The organism is Rhodococcus rhodochrous, assembly GCF_014854695.1.
In the GTDB taxonomy this organism is placed as follows: Bacteria; Actinomycetota; Actinomycetes; order Mycobacteriales; family Mycobacteriaceae; genus Rhodococcus.
This window is the reverse complement of sequence record NZ_CP027557.1, coordinates 1,600,199-1,616,891: the sequence shown is the minus strand read 5'-3', so window position 1 is coordinate 1,616,891 and position 16,693 is coordinate 1,600,199. Positions and strand designations below refer to the sequence as shown.

General features: G+C 67.8%; 11 protein-coding genes. 4 read left to right on the top strand and 7 right to left on the bottom strand.

Annotated features, from left to right (window positions below; genetic code table 11):
* Nucleotides 1-155 precede the first annotated feature (155 nt).
* Nucleotides 156-1,358, bottom strand: a complete 1,203-nt coding sequence (locus tag C6Y44_RS07545) for a hypothetical protein (protein WP_159418836.1) — start codon at nucleotides 1,356-1,358, stop codon at nucleotides 156-158.
* Nucleotides 1,359-2,150: 792 nt separating this feature from the next.
* On the opposite strand from C6Y44_RS07545, the gene C6Y44_RS07540 reads away from it, so the two are divergent.
* A complete protein-coding gene (locus C6Y44_RS07540; protein WP_159419284.1) occupies nucleotides 2,151-7,628 on the top strand; it encodes an ATP-binding protein in 5,478 nt (1,825 codons plus the stop codon).
* Nucleotides 7,629-7,701: 73 nt separating this feature from the next.
* Here C6Y44_RS07540 and C6Y44_RS07535 read toward each other — a convergent pair whose 3' ends face one another.
* Both C6Y44_RS07535 and C6Y44_RS07530 read right to left on the bottom strand, forming a co-directional pair.
* Nucleotides 7,702-8,127, bottom strand: a complete 426-nt coding sequence (locus C6Y44_RS07535) for a hypothetical protein (protein ID WP_174247062.1) — start codon at nucleotides 8,125-8,127, stop codon at nucleotides 7,702-7,704.
* Nucleotides 8,128-8,224: 97 nt separating this feature from the next.
* On the bottom strand, nucleotides 8,225-9,004 hold the full coding sequence (locus C6Y44_RS07530; protein WP_159418838.1) for an alpha/beta fold hydrolase: 780 nt from the start codon (nucleotides 9,002-9,004) through the stop codon (nucleotides 8,225-8,227).
* Nucleotides 9,005-9,677: 673 nt separating this feature from the next.
* Between C6Y44_RS07530 and C6Y44_RS07525 the strand changes: the two genes are divergently transcribed.
* The 3 genes from C6Y44_RS07525 (at nucleotide 9,678) to C6Y44_RS07515 (ending at nucleotide 13,013) form a co-directional block, all read left to right on the top strand.
* Entirely contained in the window at nucleotides 9,678-10,511 is an 834-nt protein-coding gene (locus tag C6Y44_RS07525) for a 3-oxoacyl-ACP reductase family protein (protein ID WP_120281939.1), read from the top strand.
* Between the two features lie 46 nt (nucleotides 10,512-10,557).
* Nucleotides 10,558-12,441 (top strand): ketoacyl-ACP synthase III, encoded by a 1,884-nt coding sequence (locus C6Y44_RS07520; RefSeq protein WP_159418839.1) that lies wholly within the window; start codon nucleotides 10,558-10,560, stop codon nucleotides 12,439-12,441.
* A gap of 191 nt (nucleotides 12,442-12,632) precedes the next feature.
* Nucleotides 12,633-13,013: an excalibur calcium-binding domain-containing protein gene (locus tag C6Y44_RS07515; RefSeq protein ID WP_159418840.1), complete on the top strand. Its 381-nt coding sequence runs from the start codon at nucleotides 12,633-12,635 to the stop codon at nucleotides 13,011-13,013.
* 108 nt (nucleotides 13,014-13,121) lie between these two features.
* On the opposite strand, the gene C6Y44_RS07510 is transcribed toward C6Y44_RS07515, so the two are convergent.
* From C6Y44_RS07510 to C6Y44_RS07495, 4 genes are read right to left on the bottom strand one after another with little or no spacing between them, the layout of a single operon-like run.
* On the bottom strand, nucleotides 13,122-13,835 hold the full coding sequence (locus C6Y44_RS07510) for a maleylpyruvate isomerase family mycothiol-dependent enzyme (RefSeq protein ID WP_159418841.1): 714 nt from the start codon (nucleotides 13,833-13,835) through the stop codon (nucleotides 13,122-13,124).
* Between the two features lie 13 nt (nucleotides 13,836-13,848).
* Complete coding sequence (locus C6Y44_RS07505) at nucleotides 13,849-14,670, bottom strand: fumarylacetoacetate hydrolase family protein (RefSeq protein WP_159418842.1); 822 nt, start codon at nucleotides 14,668-14,670, stop codon at nucleotides 13,849-13,851.
* Between the two features lie 5 nt (nucleotides 14,671-14,675).
* Nucleotides 14,676-15,746 (bottom strand): cupin domain-containing protein, encoded by a 1,071-nt coding sequence (locus C6Y44_RS07500; RefSeq protein ID WP_120281934.1) that lies wholly within the window; start codon nucleotides 15,744-15,746, stop codon nucleotides 14,676-14,678.
* Between the two features lie 58 nt (nucleotides 15,747-15,804).
* On the bottom strand, nucleotides 15,805-16,662 hold the full coding sequence (locus C6Y44_RS07495; RefSeq protein ID WP_159418843.1) for an IclR family transcriptional regulator: 858 nt from the start codon (nucleotides 16,660-16,662) through the stop codon (nucleotides 15,805-15,807).
* Between the last annotated feature and the right edge of the window lie 31 nt (nucleotides 16,663-16,693).

The following is a 16,693-nucleotide window of genomic DNA, read 5'->3' as shown; positions in this document are numbered from 1 at the left end:
ACCGCGCCCCCCCTGTGTATCGACCCCCGATAGGACGCGAGGAAGCTACCACCGGTTCGGACAAATGCACCAGTGAAGACGGTCACTTTCCACGAGTTCGGGGATACGACCCGAAGCGCAGCCGAATCGATGTGACAGATGACAGTAACTCCGAGTTACTCCTTTGCGGTGAGCTCGGCGATGTCCGTCCACAGAGCACTGCGGAGCGCGACCATCGGTTCGGCTGCAGCGCCGAGCTGGTCGCCGACGAAATCGGTGTTCTCGGCAGACAACTCGCGCGCGCCCGACCTGCCGATCAGATCGTCGATCCGCTGATCGAGACTCGCGGTCCGCTGCGCGATGTGTGTGAGATGCAGACGGTCCTCCGCCCGCGTGAGCAGGTCGCCGATGCGCGCGAGCGCGGTGACGCGCGCAAGGATCTGATCCCATACCGGTTCGAGCGCTGCCACACGGGATTCGAGACCGGACCGCGCCTCGGGTGCCGATCGGATCGCGGACTGCAACTCGTCGAGCAGGTCCCGCAGGGCGACGGTGTCCACCGCGATCTGGGTGAGTTCCTCGGCGAGGTCGAGCTGGGCTCGCTGAACTTCGAAGTACTCCGAACGCCACGCCGCCGACGCCTCGATGCGGTCGTACAGGGACCCGGCGAGGAAGAGCAGGGTGTCGTAGCGGTCGACGAAGCGGTCGTCACCGGAGGGCACCTCGCGTCCGAGCCGCTCGGCGACGCGACGACCCGCGTCGGCGAGCGGAGTGCGCTCGGACCAGCGACCCACTCGGTCGACGGCGACACCGAGCACCATCCCTCGGGCCTGCTCGACGGGCGCGACGGGCAGGGGCGCGGGGGTGCGTTGCAGCGCGGCGAACAGCGCCTCGCGTTGGTCGATCTCGAGGTGCAGTCCGTCGCGCCGGTCGCGGCGCACGGCGCGGACGCCCTGGGCGTAGTGCAGCGGGGAGTGCACGACGGTCTGCCGCGCCGCCCGGATGCGTTTGCCGAGCTCGTTGGCCCGGTACTCGAGTGCGAGTCGCGCGGCGCCGGGACGCAGACCGTCGATGCGGGCGCGGAGACGGGCGTGCTCGTCGGACAGTCGGCGCAGCTCACCGAATCCGTCGAGGGTGGGCAGCCCGCGCCCGACGCGCCGGCGGTTCGCCAGCACCGCACGTGCCGATTCGTCGAGGTGGCCGGCGGCCAGTGCGACCGCCGCGGCATCCGACAGCGGAGCGTGCCTGCCCTCGATGCTGCCGGTCTCGCACCACCGGCGGACCTGCCCGGCGATGCGTGTCCGCCGGTCCACCGACGGGATGTCCCGACCGGACGCGTCGTCGCGTCCCGGGAGGTGGGGTCGATCGGCTTCGGACACGGGGATCCTCCTCGCGGCTCGTCCGCAGGCATGTACTGCCCACTGTTCCAGATTCCGCGCGGGCTCGGAGAAATGCCCGGTAACGACCCGGATCCCGCACGCTCGACGGTCACGATCGGACACGTCGACGGCCGCACTCCGGTTCGGTTGCGACCTTCACATTTTCGCGTGTCGTGACGGATGTCACAGCATTTCCGGGAGGGTTCGGAGCGATTTGCCCGATCCCGGACCGGGCCCGATTCCGGGCGCGCGAAAACCGGTGTGTACCAGCGGAAACGAGGAGCCTCCCGAGAGTGGCTCCGAACGCCTCGCAAAGTTACCGATCGGTGTTACTGCACAGTACCGGCGACGACCGGAACCGGAGAGCCCCGTCCCGACACCCGCTCCCGAACGAAAGCCCCTGCGTGCGAATATCAGTGAGAAAACTCGACCGAGAGAAGGCCGCCGATCGCTCCGCATGGAAGCAAAACGTGACAAACCCTCATGTTTCCTCCATGCTGTTATCCGAACGGAGCCTTCGCCCAGGGGGACGTGACCGTCACAACCGACGGCCGTAGCTGCGGAGACCTGTTCGAAACGGTCCTTCGGACACCGCGGATGTTGCCCGGTGGATCGACGACGAACACGCATGCCCATGCCAACCACGAGGAGCCGACCGCTACATGTTCCCGCTCGCGTCGCCAACACGAGACGTGGGACGTAGGACCGGTTGATTCGTCCTCCTCATTGGGGTGGAGCTTCGAGACGCGCGCCCGGTGCGTGCACAAACCATGGAGAACGGTGGCAACGAGTATGTTCAAGCGGATCGCAGTGGTCAATCGTGGTGAGGCGGCCGTACGCCTCATCCGGGCAGTCCGGGAGCTCAACTCCGAGCACGGTTACGACATCAGGACCATCGCTCTGCACACCGACGCCGAACGACGGGCGATGTTCGTCCGTCAGGCCGACGAAGGAGTGACCCTCCGTCCGTCGACGACGGCGGCGACCCCCTACCTCGATCATGCAGAACTCGAGCGCGCGCTTCTCGAGGCGAAGGCCGACGCCGTGTGGGTCGGCTGGGGCTTCGTCGCCGAGGACCCCGCCTTCGCCGAGTTGTGCGCCCGCCTCGGGATCACCTTCATCGGCCCCTCCGCCGACGCCATGCGTCTGCTCGGCGACAAGGTCGAGGCGAAGATCCTCGCCGAGAAGGTCGGCGTTCCCGTCGCACCGTGGTCCGGTGGACCGGTCGATTCCCGCGCCGACGCGCGCCGTCATGCGCAGGCCATCGGCTACCCGCTGATCATCAAGGCCCGCTCCGGTGGCGGTGGCCGCGGCATCCGCAAGGTCTACGCCGAGGACGAGCTCGAGCTCGCCCTCGAGCGCACCCAGGGTGAGGCCGAGCGTTCCTTCGGCGACCCCGTCGTGTTCATCGAGCGTCTCGTCACCGACGCGCGCCACGTCGAGGTCCAGGTCATCGCCGACAAGCACGGCAACGTGTGGGCCCCGGGTGTGCGCGACTGCTCGATCCAGCGCAAGAACCAGAAGGTCATCGAGGAGTCCGCCTCGCCGCTGCTCACCAAGGAGCAGTCCGACCACCTGCGCGCGGTCTCGGCCGATCTCGTCCGCGCCGCCGGCTACGCCGGTGCCGGCACCGTCGAGTACCTCTACCAGCCCGACCTGAAGATCTTCACCTTCCTCGAGGTCAACACGCGCCTCCAGGTCGAGCACCCCATCACCGAGGCCACGACCGGCATCGACCTCGTGAAGCTGCAGATCCTCGTCGCCTCCGGCGAGAAGCTGCCCGGCGAGTGCCCCTCCGAGTTCGGCCACGCCGTCGAGGCCCGCCTGAACGCCGAGGACGCCGCCAACGGCTTCGCACCCGCCCCCGGCACCGTGCAGCTGCTGAAGTTCCCGCTCGGGTCCGGTCTGCGTGTCGACACCGGCATCGCTCAGGGCGACGTCATCCCGCCCGACTACGATTCGATGGTCGCCAAGATCATCGCGTGGGGCCGCGACCGCGACGAGGCACTCGCCCGCCTGCGCACCGCTCTGCGCGAGACCACCGTCGTCCTCGACGGCGGCACGACGACCAAGTCGTTCCTGCTCGATCTGCTCGACCGCCCCGAGGTCGTCGACGCCTCCGCCGACACCGGCTGGCTCGACCGCACCGGCGCCGGCACCGAGACGGGTCCGTCCAAGGTCGCCGACGTCGCTCTGATCGCGACCGCCGTCGACGTCTACGACACCGACGAGGCCCGCGAGCGCTCCGCCTTCCTCGCCTCGGCCCGCGGCGGTCGCCCGCGTGCCGGACACGCCGTCGGACGCAAGATCGAGCTCAGCTACCAGGGCCAGGCCTACGAACTCGTCGTCGGCCAGGTCGGCCCGCACCGCTACCGGGTCGACACCGGATCCGCCGAGTTCGATGTCGACGTCGAGCGGCTGGGTGACTACGAGTCGCGCCTGACCCTCGGTGGACGCCGCCACAACGTGGTGTCGATCGCCGGTCCCGCCCACTTCCTCGTCGAGGTCGACGGCATCAGCCACCAGATCAGCCAGGACGAGGCCGGCGTGGTGCGCACGCCCGCCCCGGCCGTGGTCGTCGCGGTTCCCGTCGCCGTCGGTGACGAGGTCGAGGCCGGTCAGACGCTCGTCGTGCTCGAGTCGATGAAGATGGAGACCGCGGTCCGCGCTCCCTTCGCCGGCAAGGTCCGCGAGATCCTCGGCGTCGTCAACGCGCAGGTCGACGCGGGCGCCCCGCTCCTGCGGGTCGACCAGATCGTCGAAGAGGTCGTCACCGAGACCGTCGAGCGCGTCGAGTTCGCCGCACCGGCGCCCTCGGTCAGCGACGACGTCGCGGCCGACGCTCTCGCCCGCCTCGACTCGCTCGCCGCTCTGGTCACCGGATACGACGTGTCCGCCAAGCGCACCGCGGCGCTGCTCGCCGAGTACGAGCGTCTCTCCGGTTCCGTCGATTCGTGCGCGCTCGTCCGCGCCGAACTCTCGCTGCTGACGACCTTCGCGGACGTGTGCGAACTGTCGCGCAACCGTCCGACCGAGGAGGAGAAGAACAGCGACGACCGGGTCCACAGCCCCCGCGAGTTCTTCCACGGCTACCTGCAGTCGCTCGACGTCGAGGTCGGGGGTCTGCCCGACAGCTTCCGCGCGCGCCTCGCCCGCGCCCTGCGGCACTACGACGTCCTCGAACTCGATCGCACCCCGGAGCTCGAAGAGGCCGTCTACCGGTTGTTCCTCGCGCTCGAGCGCATCGAGGCCCACGTCCCCGTGGTCACCTCGCTGCTCGACCGCTGGGTCGAGCGCGACGACACCGAGGTGGGGATCTCCCACGAGCTCAACGAGGTCCTCGACCGACTGATCGTCGCGACCCAGGTCCGCTTCCCGGTCATCGGCGACACCGCCCGCAACCTGCGGTACCGCTACTTCGAGGAGCCGGTGATCCGCAAGGCCCGCGAGCAGGCCTACGACGGGGTCCGCGGTTCGCTCGCGTACCTCGCCGAGCATCCGCAGGCGACGGACTACGCGCAGCGCATCGATTCGCTCGTCGCCACGCCCGAGCCGCTGATCGACCTTCTCGCACAGCAGATCACGCGTCCCGAGTCCGTTCCGGGCCCGCTGCTCGAGGTCATCGTCCGACGGGCGTACAAGATCCGCACCCTCGAGGACGTGCGTTCGTGCACGGTCGGCGGGCACCAGTTCGTCACCGGCAACTTCGATCTGCGCGGCACGCGTCTGTACCTGATGTCCGCGGAGGCTCCGCAGGCGGAGTTCGCGTCGCTGCTCGACGCCGTCGAGGAGTCGGCGGCTTCGGTTCCCGACACGAAGAACCTCGTGATCGACCTGTACCTCGCGTGGGACGACGCTCCGGCCGATGCCGACGCCCAGGCCGACGCGCTGCGCGCCGAACTCGCCGCTCGCCCGGTGACCGGTGCGGCCCGTCGCGTGACGGTGACGGTCTGCCACACCGACACGGCAGAAGAGCACGTGTTCACCTTCCGCCCCTACGAGACCGGGTACGCGGAAGAGGCCAACATCCGCGACATCCACCCGCTCACGGGTCAGCGTCTGGATCTCTGGCGCCTGAAGAACTTCGACGGCACCCGCCTGCCCGCCAACCCGGACACCTACCTGTATCACCTGGTGTCGCAGGACAATCCGTCCGACGAGCGGTTCATCGCCCTCGCCGAGGTGCGCGACCTGACGCCGCAGCGCGACGAGTCCGGCCGCATCGTCGGACTGCCGGCCTTCGAACGTGCTCTCGCGAGCTCGCTCGACGGCATGCGCCGCGCCCAGGCCACCCGCGGCGGGCGACGTCTCGACGCGAACCGCGTGGTGCTCTACGTGTGGCCCGCCGTCGATCTCGACATGGAGGATCTGCGCCGCATCGGCCGCAACGCCGCGCCGCTGACCGTGGGCGCCGGTCTCGAGGAGATCACCGTCATCGGGTCGTGGCGTGATCGTCAGGACGAGCCGGCACGCGAGGTCGCCCTGCGCTTCTCGTACCGCTCCGGTGCGGGCGTCATCGTGCGGGTCACCGAGCCGCCGAAGGAGCCGCTGAAGCCGCTCGACGAGTACACCCAGAAGGTCCAGCGGTCCCGTGCCCGCGGCACCGTCTACCCGTACGAGCTGATCCCGCTGCTCACCGGCAGCGAGGGCACCTTCGTCGAGTACGACTTCGACGAGCAGGGCGCCCTCGTGCCCGTCGACCGCCCCTACGGCCGCAACACCGCGGGTCTGATCGTCGGTGTCGTCGACACCCCGACCCCGCGCTACCCCGAGGGCATGAAGCGCGTCGCGCTGTTCGGTGATCCCACGAAGGCGCTGGGCACCGTCGCGGAGGCCGAGTGCTCCCGCGTGGTCGCCGCGATCGACCTGGCGGAGAGCCTCGATGCCCCCGTCGAGTGGTTCGCGCTGTCGTCCGGCGCGACGATCTCCATGGACTCGGGCACCGAGAACATGGACTGGGTGTCGCGCGGTCTGCGTCGCATCATCACGTTCACGCAGAACGGCGGCGAGATCAACGTCGTGGTCACCGGCATCAACGTCGGCGCGCAGCCGTACTGGAACGCCGAGGCGACGATGCTCATGCACACCAAGGGCATCCTCGTGATGACCCCGGACAGCGCCATGGTGCTCACCGGCAAGCAGTCGCTCGACTACTCGGGTGGCGTCTCCGCCGAGGACAACTTCGGTATCGGTGGCTACGACCGCGTCATGGGCCCCAACGGTCAGGCGCAGTACTGGGCTCCCAACCTCAGTGCCGCCATCGAGACGCTGTTCGCGCACTATGCCCACGCCTACGTCGCGCCGGGCGAGCGCTTCCCGCGCAAGGCCACGTCCACCGACCCGGTCGACCGCAACGTGTGCGTGTACCCGCACGTGCATCCGTCCAGCGACTTCACCACCGTGGGCGACATCTTCTCGTCCGAGACCAACCCGGATCGCAAGAAGCCGTTCGACATCCGCACGGTGATGCGCTCGGTGGTCGACCAGGACCACGCGGTGCTCGAGCGGTGGGCCGACATGGCCGACGCCGACACCTCGGTCGTCTTCGACGCGCACCTGGGCGGAAACCCGGTGACGGTCATCGGCATCGAGTCCCGCGCGATCCCGCGCAAGGGCTGGTTCCCGGCCGACGGACCGGACCAGTGGACCTCGGGCACGTTGTTCCCCAAGTCGTCGAAGAAGACGGCGCGGGCGATCAACGCGGCGAGCGGCAACCGTCCGCTCGTGGTGCTCGCCAACCTGTCGGGCTTCGACGGCTCCCCCGAGTCGCTGCGCAACCTTCAGCTCGAGTACGGTGCCGAGATCGGCCGGGCCATCGTCAACTTCGACGGTCCGATCGTGTTCGTCGTGGTCTCCCGCTACCACGGTGGTGCCTTCGTGGTGTTCTCGGGCGCACTGAACGAGAACATGGAAGTCCTCGCCGTGGAGGGTTCGTTCGCCTCGGTGCTCGGTGGCGCTCCGGCGGCCGCGGTGGTCTTCACCCGTGACGTCAACAAGCGCACCGCGAGCGATCCGCGGGTCGTGGAACTCGAGGCCCAGCTGCGGGCCGCCGAGGACGGCGACAAGGCGCGACTGGGTGTCGAGCTCACCGCTCTGCGCACCGCGGTGCGGTCGGAGAAGCTCGGTGAGGTGGCAGCCGAGTTCGAGGCGATCCACAACATCCAGCGCGCACAGCAGGTCGGCTCGGTCGACGCGATCGTGCCGGCGGTCGAGCTGCGGCCGCAGATCATTGCGGCCGTCGAGCGCGGCATGGCACGCACGCTCGCGTAACCCACGCAGACGGACCGAGACCCCACCGGAACACTTCCGGTGGGGTCTCGTCGTCGTGGGGCCGTCGTGCCGGTCAATCGTCGTGGTCGTCGTCCCAGTCGTCGTCGTGGTCGTCCCAATCGTCGTCGTGGTCGTCGTCCCAGTCGTCGTGGTCGTCGTCGTGCAGATCGTCGCAGCGGTCGTCCCACTCGTCGTAGAAGTCCTCGACGTGGTCCGGCACCGTGTCGTCCCAGTCCTCGAACCACGCATCGCACGTCGTGACGTCGATGTAGGGGATGTCGGTGGGCAGTTCTCCCGGCCGCGCATCCCGGGCCGGGTCGACGCCCGCCCGAACGGTTCCGTCCGGGCCGCCGGTCGTCGTCTCGTCGGCCACACGGGCGACGGTGAACGACGACGGTTCGGAGGGAGCGGACCCACCCCGGTTCGCCGACACGAAACCGACTGTGCCGGCGGTCATCGCGACCGCCACAGCGGTCACGGCCCATGCGGTGCGGCTCATCGCCATGATCGTTCTCCTCGACTCGGTGTTCGTCCTGGTCGCCGATAACTCTGGCGCACGACGATGAGGGGTCGATGAGTCGAAGATGACGAAATCTTCATCCGAGACGCGTACGGATCCACTCGACCAGGATCCGGGCCACCTCGTGAGGAGCCTCCGGGACGAGGGCGTGCCCGCAACCCGGCACGACGGCCGTGGAAACGAGTTCGCTCCCGAACTCGTCGACGAGCTCACCGCGGGTCTCCGCGGGCCGGAAGACGTCCTCTCCTGCTTGTACGTCGAGCAGAGGTGACGGCGCCACCGTCCACCACGATTCCTTGTCGGTCGCAGCCATCGCTGCCCGTTGCGACACGATCGCCTCGGGCCACCACCCGTCGAGCCACACCGCCGGATCGTGTCCTTCGGCGAAGAAGACGTCGCGCAGGTGCACGAGTCGTTCATGATCGGGAAGCGAGAGGTCGGAACACTTGGCGACACGCTCGGTCAGCGAGGCCGGGAACCGGCGGGCACCGGCGGCGAGCACGGCGACCCCCCGGACGAGTTCGGGCCGATCGGCTGCGAGCACCCGGGCCACGTAGTGCCCGAATGCGTGGCCGGCCACCACGGCGGGTGCGGCGTCGAAATGCTCGACGACGGCGGCGACGTCACCCGCGAGGTCGTGCAGATCGAGGCCGGTCATGGGTCCACGGCTGCTGCCGATTCCTCGGGGTTGCGGTCGCAGAGCGGTGAATCCCGCTGCCGCAAGGTCGCTCGCGATCGGATCGAATTCGTAGGAATCGCGTCCGAGGGAGGGAAGCAGGACGACTGCCGGCCCTTCCCCGTCGAGACGTACCTCGAGTTCGGCCACCGGTGTTTCGACAAGACGAGTGTTGCTCACGCGGCCATCCTCTCACCACCGGAAAGAACTGTGCTTCGACACAATCCCCCGCCGTAGTGTCGAGAATCACACCGATGCGAGGTGTGGCGCATTTTCGAAAGGGGAATACAGGGAGGCTCGCCTCGGTCGAGCTTCCGCGGCACGGAGTGCGCCTCTCCGCGACGGGTGCCGAGCGGCCGCCCCTGTCAGGCGATCGACTCCGAACTGATTTTCCTGCAACGTCTTTCGATATAAACGTCGAAGGCCATTCGCATCCACGCCATGTGCACACAGTTGTACCTGACTCCCCGGTAGCACGTTGTGCCATTCTGGAACGATCTGATTCGTACAGGCTGTACGTCCAAGACCGGTACGAACATTCAGCATGTTCGTACCATGAAGTAACCCTGAATCTTCATCTAATTCGACTGCGCTACAACAATTCTCGATCTATTCGGACAAATTGCCGAAATTCGAGGCTCGAATTGTTCCTGGTGACAACATGATCGAGGTGGTGCATGATTGTTGCTGCAGGGAGTTACGAGCCGATGAAGGCCCGTATCAGGGGACACGCGTTCGAATCAGGGGGATTCGAAACGTGCTCCTCCACAGGGAAATCAACGCGCAGGGGGCGTGTGTGCGACGTCGGCGAACAGCCGCGCCCGTCGCCCCCTCGCACAGCGAGGAGATCAGCATGACCAGCACCATCGAACCCACTTCGCAGATCGCTGCCGGCGGAAACAAGCTCCGCGGACGCGTCGCCTTCGTCACCGGCGGCACGCGCGGCATCGGTGCGGCGATCAGCCGCAGCCTGGCGAGCCAGGGTGCCACCGTCGCCGCAGGCTACGGACGCAACACGGCTCAGGCGGATCAGTTCCTCGCAGACCTGAACGAGAAGGGCCGCAAGGACGTCCGTTACTCGGTGCACCGCGGCGACGTCGCGAACGCCGACGACTGCCGCCGCACCATCGATGAGGTCATCGACACGCACGGTCGCCTCGACATCCTGGTCAACAACGCCGGCATCACCATCGACCGCACGGTGCTGAAGATGCAGGACGAGGACTGGGACACCGTCCTCGGCGTGAACCTCTCGGGCGCGTTCTACCTGGCACAGGCCGCGTTGCGGCACATGCTCGAGCGCGGCACCGGACGCATCGTCAACGTCTCCTCCGTCATCGGCGAGACCGGCAACATCGGGCAGGCCAACTACGCGGCATCGAAGGCCGGCCTGTTCGGTCTCACCAAGACCCTCGCCAAGGAAGCGGCCTTCCATCTGGCCAAGAACGACAAACTGGACCCGAACGGCATCGGCGTCACCGTCAACACCGTCACCCCGGGCTTCGTCGCCACCGAGATGGTCGAGTCCATCCCCGAGAAGGTTCTCGCGCGCATCACCGACACCATCCCCGTGAAGCGACTCGCCGACCCGCAGGAGATCGCCCGGGTCGTGCATTTCCTCGCCGCGGACGCCTCCTCGTACATCACCGGTCAGGTGTGGGGCGTCAACGGCGGCCTGGACATGTGATCCGCCCTCCCCACCCATTACTTCGAATCGAACGGTCCCCTCGCACATGCAGCCATTCGAGCTCAATCGGCACGGCCGAATAGTCTTCCCTTCCAACTTTGTTCCCGAACTCGACTTCTCCACGCTGAGCAGCGTCGACCACCTCGACGCCGTCATCCGTCGCGACTTCGACACCAAGGCACCCACGGTCTCGGAGATCCTCTCCCGGCACGAACTGGGCAAGTACGGTTCGAAGTTCGAGATCATGCGGGACATGGCCCTCAACGTCTTCTGGGCCGACCGCTTCCCGCTGATGATGTTCGAGCGGCGCGTCACCCGCTGGGGCGACGTGCCCCGCAACCGCGACGACGTCTACATGCCGCGCCTGACTCCCTGGCCCGAGGCCGAAGAGCGGCTGGGCGCGGTCGAGGAGGCCTACCGCGCTCTCCCCCGCGCGTGGGACAGTGCCGCCGAGGACCGCATCTTCGATCGGCTCTTCGCGGTCTTCGGTTCGCGTCGCCACTTCGCCGGCGACCTGCCCACGGTCAAGCCGACTGTGCCGCAGCTGGTCTCCGATCCGGAGAACATCACCCTGCGTGTTCGCCACTACGATCCGAACCATCCCGTCTTCGGATACGACGAGATCCTCGACTGCCACGAGGACGTCGCCGAACTCGAGGCCCTGAGCCGCTGGTCGATGGTTCTGCACAACCAGCAGCCCTGGGACGGAAGCGAAACCGAACTCGTCCGGGTCGCGGACCTGAAGGACGACGACTACGTCGTGGTCTCCCATCCGCGCAATCGCGAGGTCCAGCGGTTCATCAACCGGGTCATGTCGGGCAAGACCCGCAAGGCCACCTCGTACACGCGGCACGAACCGGTGGCACCGTCTGCGCCCTACCCGGCCGTCGACGTGCGCTCGGAGTTCGCGATCGCACCCCGCATCGACGCGATTGCGGTCGCGCACGGCGACCAGGTGTGCACCAACGAGGACCTGATCCGCAACACCGCCTACAACTGGTCGCCCATGTCGGCCGACGAGATCACGGCCAAGACCGGGATCGAGCAGCGCCGGTACACCTCGGGAACCTTCGAGGACCTGGCCCTGACGGCGGCGAAGCAGGCGGTCGCCCACGCCGGTGTCGGCCCGCAGGACATCGGCGCGGTCATCACCTGCACGTGCACGAGCGGGCGGCTGATCCCGTCGCTGGCCACGTGGATCTCGGGCGAACTGGGCATCGGGCAGACCCATGCCTCGTTCGACCTGATCGCGGCGTGCGCGGGATTGCCCTACGGCCTGGCCGAGGCGACCCGCATCCTCCAGCAGGTCAAGCGTCCCGTCCTCGTGGTGTGCGTCGAGAAGTTCTCGGACAAGATCGGCACGGTCCGGCCGTCCCGCATGATCTTCGGTGACGGCGCCGCGGCAATGGTGATCTCGCCGGCCGCCGAGGGCGAGGCACCCGATCTCGAGTTCTTCAACAGCTACGCGAGCGGACCGACGAGCGAGGTCAACTCGATCATCTGGCCGAATCCGGACTTCGACAACTTCATCACGGTCTACGGACCCGAAGTGAAGACGCTCGCCGGTCGCTATCTGACGCAGATGCTCGACGAGATCAAGGCCCTCCCGTCCCCCGACGACGCCGAGCGTTCGCTGCTCGACGACATCGATCTCATCGTTCCCCACCAGGCGAACAAGACGATGGTCATCGAGCTCGCCGCGAACGCCGGACTCTCGGCCGACCGGTTGTACTTCAACATCGAGAAGGTCGGCAACACGTCGTCGGCGAGCATCCCGCTCGCGATCCACGACGCGGTCCGCGACGGGGTCATCACCGAACCGGTTCGCATCTTCGCTCCCGGCTTCGGTGCCGGAGCGGTGGCGGGGTACACCGTCATGCGGATCGACCCGAAGGTGGTCGTGCCGTTCGAGGAGACTGACGCCGGCTGATCCCGGCGTACGACAGGCATCCGGGCCGTCCCCCGGCAGGCCCGGAGTACATCGGCCCGTTCGCGACATCCGGTCGCGAACGGGCCGATCGTCGTTTGCGACCGGGCGACGTAACACCCGCGACGCCCAGGCCGACATTTCGATCGGATCCGGCAAATCGGATCCGGACGAAGTACAGAAAGGCCTCGCGCATGAAGTTCCGCCGCATCGTCGCTGCGACGCTGGGGTGTGTGGCTCTGACGGTCGCCGCACCGTCGACCGCCACCGCCTTCCCTCTCGTGGACCTGCTCCCGAAGGGCATCGCCGATCTCGTTCCGAGCGGATCGTTCAATCCGTTCGCTCCGCCGCCGGCACCTCCGGCTCCCCCTGCCCCGCCGGCACCCCAGGCGGCTCCGCAGGTCGCGCCGGCACCCCCGGCTCGTCAGGCTCCGGCCGCACCGAGCGGTGGGTTCGAGAACTGCACCGAGGCATGGAATGCGGGCGCTGCTCCGGTCCACCGCAACGACCCCGGATACGCTCCGCGTCTCGACCGCGACAACGACGGGATCGGCTGCGAGCTCGATCCGCGCTGATCGGTCCGTCCGGCAGACGGACGAGAGCTCTTCCATTCCCGCAGAAGGGCGAAGGCCCTTCCATCCTCGGGGATGGAAGGGCCTTCGTCGTTCGTACGTGCAGAAACCTCAGAGCCAGCGCGGCGGCGTGAGTTCTCCGCCGGTGACGCCGACGGCGCCGCGACCGGCCGCCCAGCGGACGACACCGGCGAGATCGCCTCGGACGGTGTGGATGGTCTCGGCGTCGCCGTTCACCCGGACCGCGTCGCGTCCCTCGACCTCGAGCGCGATGCCCGCACCGAGCTCCTTCTTGCGCCACATGCCGACGATGTCGTCGAGCAGCGAATCGAGGACGACGGGCGGGAAGTCGCCGAAGCGTCCACCGTTGTCGAGATCGACCGCGTGGATCCACACTTCGCGCGTGCGCATCCAGGCGGTCTCCTCGGCCGGCACGAGCCGGCCCTGCGCGGTGCGCACCTGCGACTGCCACGCCGCCTCCGGCAGGTGCCGCCACTTCTCGTCGAGGCGGGCAACGGTGTGCGAGAACAGGTTCCGCAGAGCGGCGGGATTCAGCGTCGCGCCCTCGGCGATCTCCTGCGCCCGCTGCTCGGTGGAGGAGTACATCGGGGTCTCGACACCGGTCGCCGCCCAGTCCATGAGGCGGCACAATGCTGCGGCGTTGTAGCCGATGTGCGCGACGAGATGCCGGCGCGTCCACCCTTCGAGCAGGGTGGGACCGTCGAGTTCGTCGTCGGTGAGCTCGGCGAGCCGCTGCGACAGGTACGCCGTGCCCCGCCGGGCGATGAGGAGCCGCTCGGACAGGTCGAGATCGTTGAATCCCACGGTTCGGCTTCTCCTACTTGATGATCGTCTTGTTCCGGACGGTGCCGAGGCCCTCGATGGTGACCTCGCAGATTTCACCGTTCTGGATGTAGCGAGCGGGCTTGCGGGCGTGGCCGACACCGCCGGTGGTGCCGGTGATGATGACATCGCCCGGCTGCAGGGTCACGATGTGCGAGATGTAGTCGACGAGCTTGGCCGGGGTGAACACCAGATCGTTGGTGTTCGACGACTGCATGACCTCGCCCTCGAGGCGGGTCTCGATGGCGGTGCCGAGCTGGTAGTCGGTGTCGAGGAAGGGACCGAAACCGCTGGTCTTCTCGAAGGTCTTGCCCTGATCCCACTGCAGCGTGCGGTACTGGTAGTCGCGCATCGTGTAGTCGTTGATCACGGAGTAGCCGGCGATGTACTCGGCGGCGTCGGCCTCGGAGACCTGGTAGGCCTGCTTGCCGATGACCACGGCGAGTTCGGCCTCCCAGTCGAGCTGCGACCCCGCGTAGGAGGGAACGACCACATCGTCGTAGGGGCCGGTGAGGGCTTCCTTGAACTTCGAGAACAGGGTCGGGTACTCCGGCAGGTCGCGGCCCATCTCCTTGATGTGGGTCGCGTAGTTCAGGCCGACGCACACGATCTTGCCCGGCGCGGGGACGACCGGGGCATAGTCGGCGGAACCGAGGTCGACGGTCTTTCCGGATGCCTGCTCGGCGACCGACTTCCAGTTCGAATCGGCGAGCAGCGCGGACAGATCGGCGTAGCCGTCGATGACGGTGGCGCTGGAGTCGCTGTCGACACGGACGGCGGCGGTGCCGCCGTCGAGGCGGAGGGTGGCGAGACGCATGGGGTTCAGGCTCCTTCGGAGATGATGGTGCGGTTGAAGTGCAGACGCTCGACGATCGGCGCGTCGGAGAAGGCGAAGAGATCGACACCCTTGTCGGTCTCGAGCGACCACTCGACCCAGGACGGGACGACGATCATGTCGCCCTTGGTGACGTCGTGGCTCTTGTCTGCGAGATGGAAGCGGCCCTCACCGTCGAAGACCTGGAAGACCACGGATCCGACGTCACGGCGGGCGCGGGTGTGCGCGCCGGCGCGCAGTCGGTGGAACTCGGCGCGGATCGTCGGCATGACGTCGCCGCCGGTGGTGGGGTTGGTGTAGCGGACGGCGGCGTGGCCGGGTTCCGGGGTAGCGGCGTAACCCTCGTCCTCGAGGGCGAGCTGCTCGTTCAGCGCACGGTCGGTGTGCTCCCAGCGGTAGCACGCGATCGGCGAGCTGGTCTTGCGGTCGAGGCCCACGAGCGGGCGCAGACCGGGGTGGACCCACAGTCGCTCGGACCGGGAGATGTCCGGGGTGCCCTCGTCGGTGACACCGTCGGAGCCGAACTCGAAGAAGCCGGTGTCGGTGTAGTGCACGAACGGGATGTCGAGGCCGTCGATCCACGCCATCGGCTGATCGGTCTCGTTGTGGTGACCATGGAAGTTCCAGCCCGGAGTGAGCAGGAAGTCACCGCGGCGCATGGCGACCGGGTCGCCGTTGACCACGGTCCACACCCCCTCGCCCTCGACGACGAAGCGGAAGGCATTCTGGGAGTGCCGGTGCTCGGGAGCGGTTTCCTTCGGGCCGAGGTACTGGATCGCCGCCCACAGCGTGGGGGTGACGTGCGGGACACCACCGAGGCCGGGGTTCGCGAGCGCGATCGCGCGACGCTCACCACCGCGGCCGACCGGCACGAGATCACCGGCGCGCTGGGCCAGCGGGTACAGCGTCGACCATTTCCAGACGAACGGAACCGCCTTGGATGTCGGGGCCATCGGCATCAGATCGCCGAGCTGGGTCCACAACGGGTTCAGGTGTTCGGTCTCGAAGTCGTCGTACAGCTTCTGGAGCTCGGGATCGACAGGCTCGGTGGCAGTCATGAAATCTCCTTGTCCGGCGTTGTCTCCAAACTAGGGGCGCCGGAACCGGGGAATCCATCTATTTCTGCACAGTGGAATTCGGGACGTCCGGTCCGGCGATATCGGCGACGTCGACCTCGATGCCCCGCACCGCCGCCTGCATCTGCGCGACCAATTTGCCGCGCAGATGCTGGCGGTAGCGGTTGATGGGCACGGCCACCGTGAGGGCACCGACAGCCGCGCCCCGACCGTTGCGGATCACCACCCCGAGCGCCGCGACGCCCTCCTCCGTCTGCTCGACATTGACCGCGAAACCCAGCTTCCGTGCCGCCTCGAGTTCGTGTGCGAACTCCTCGAACTCCCCGATCGCCATCCGGCGGTCGGTCTCGTAGGCGGGGCTCGGCCCGTGACTGATGTGGGGCTCGTCCGCGGGCCGTAGATAGAGCTGTTCGAGTACCGCGCGAGGAAGCTCGGCCAGGAGGATGCGTCCGCCCGCCGTGAGCTCGGCGGGGAGCACCTGACCTCGGCGATCACCCACACGCAGGATCGATGCCGCCTCTGCCGTCCACAGGAAGCGCGCTTGCGATCCCACCCGGATCACGAGGTTGACGGTCTCGTCGGCGAGCGCGGCGAGGGCTTCCATGTGCGGGCGGCAGAGGTCGGTGAAGTCCCGCGTCCACCCCTGACTCGCCGGCCCGACACCGAGCGCCGGGCCCGGGTGGTACATCCGTTTCTCGTCCTGCACGGCGAAGCCGCGGTAGACGAGCATGGCGAGCAGGCGGTGCGCGGTGGATGGCGCCGTCCCGAGTTCCGCGGCCGCATCCTTGAGCCGGATCGCACCTGCATCGCGGAGCAACTGGAGCAGTAGCAACGCGTTGTCGACCGACTCGAGCATGTAGGTCGGCTTGCGGATCGTGCCCATCGGCTTGTTCTGCATAGCAGAACTTTATTGCATCGCCGGGTGGCGC

Excerpts from the sequence above, each read along its gene's own strand:
- C6Y44_RS07505 (WP_159418842.1), bottom strand. The coding sequence starts at position 14,670 with ATGCGTCTCGCCACCCTCCGCCTCGACGGCGGCACCGCCGCCGTCCGT.
- C6Y44_RS07500 (WP_120281934.1), bottom strand. The coding sequence starts at position 15,746 with ATGACTGCCACCGAGCCTGTCGATCCCGAGCTCCAGAAGCTGTACGAC.
- C6Y44_RS07535 (WP_174247062.1), bottom strand. The coding sequence starts at position 8,127 with ATGAGCCGCACCGCATGGGCCGTGACCGCTGTGGCGGTCGCGATGACC.
- C6Y44_RS07495 (WP_159418843.1), bottom strand. The coding sequence starts at position 16,662 with ATGCAGAACAAGCCGATGGGCACGATCCGCAAGCCGACCTACATGCTC.
- C6Y44_RS07540 (WP_159419284.1), top strand. The coding sequence starts at position 2,151 with ATGTTCAAGCGGATCGCAGTGGTCAATCGTGGTGAGGCGGCCGTACGC.
- C6Y44_RS07520 (WP_159418839.1), top strand. The coding sequence starts at position 10,558 with ATGCAGCCATTCGAGCTCAATCGGCACGGCCGAATAGTCTTCCCTTCC.
- C6Y44_RS07525 (WP_120281939.1), top strand. The coding sequence starts at position 9,678 with ATGACCAGCACCATCGAACCCACTTCGCAGATCGCTGCCGGCGGAAAC.
- C6Y44_RS07515 (WP_159418840.1), top strand. The coding sequence starts at position 12,633 with ATGAAGTTCCGCCGCATCGTCGCTGCGACGCTGGGGTGTGTGGCTCTG.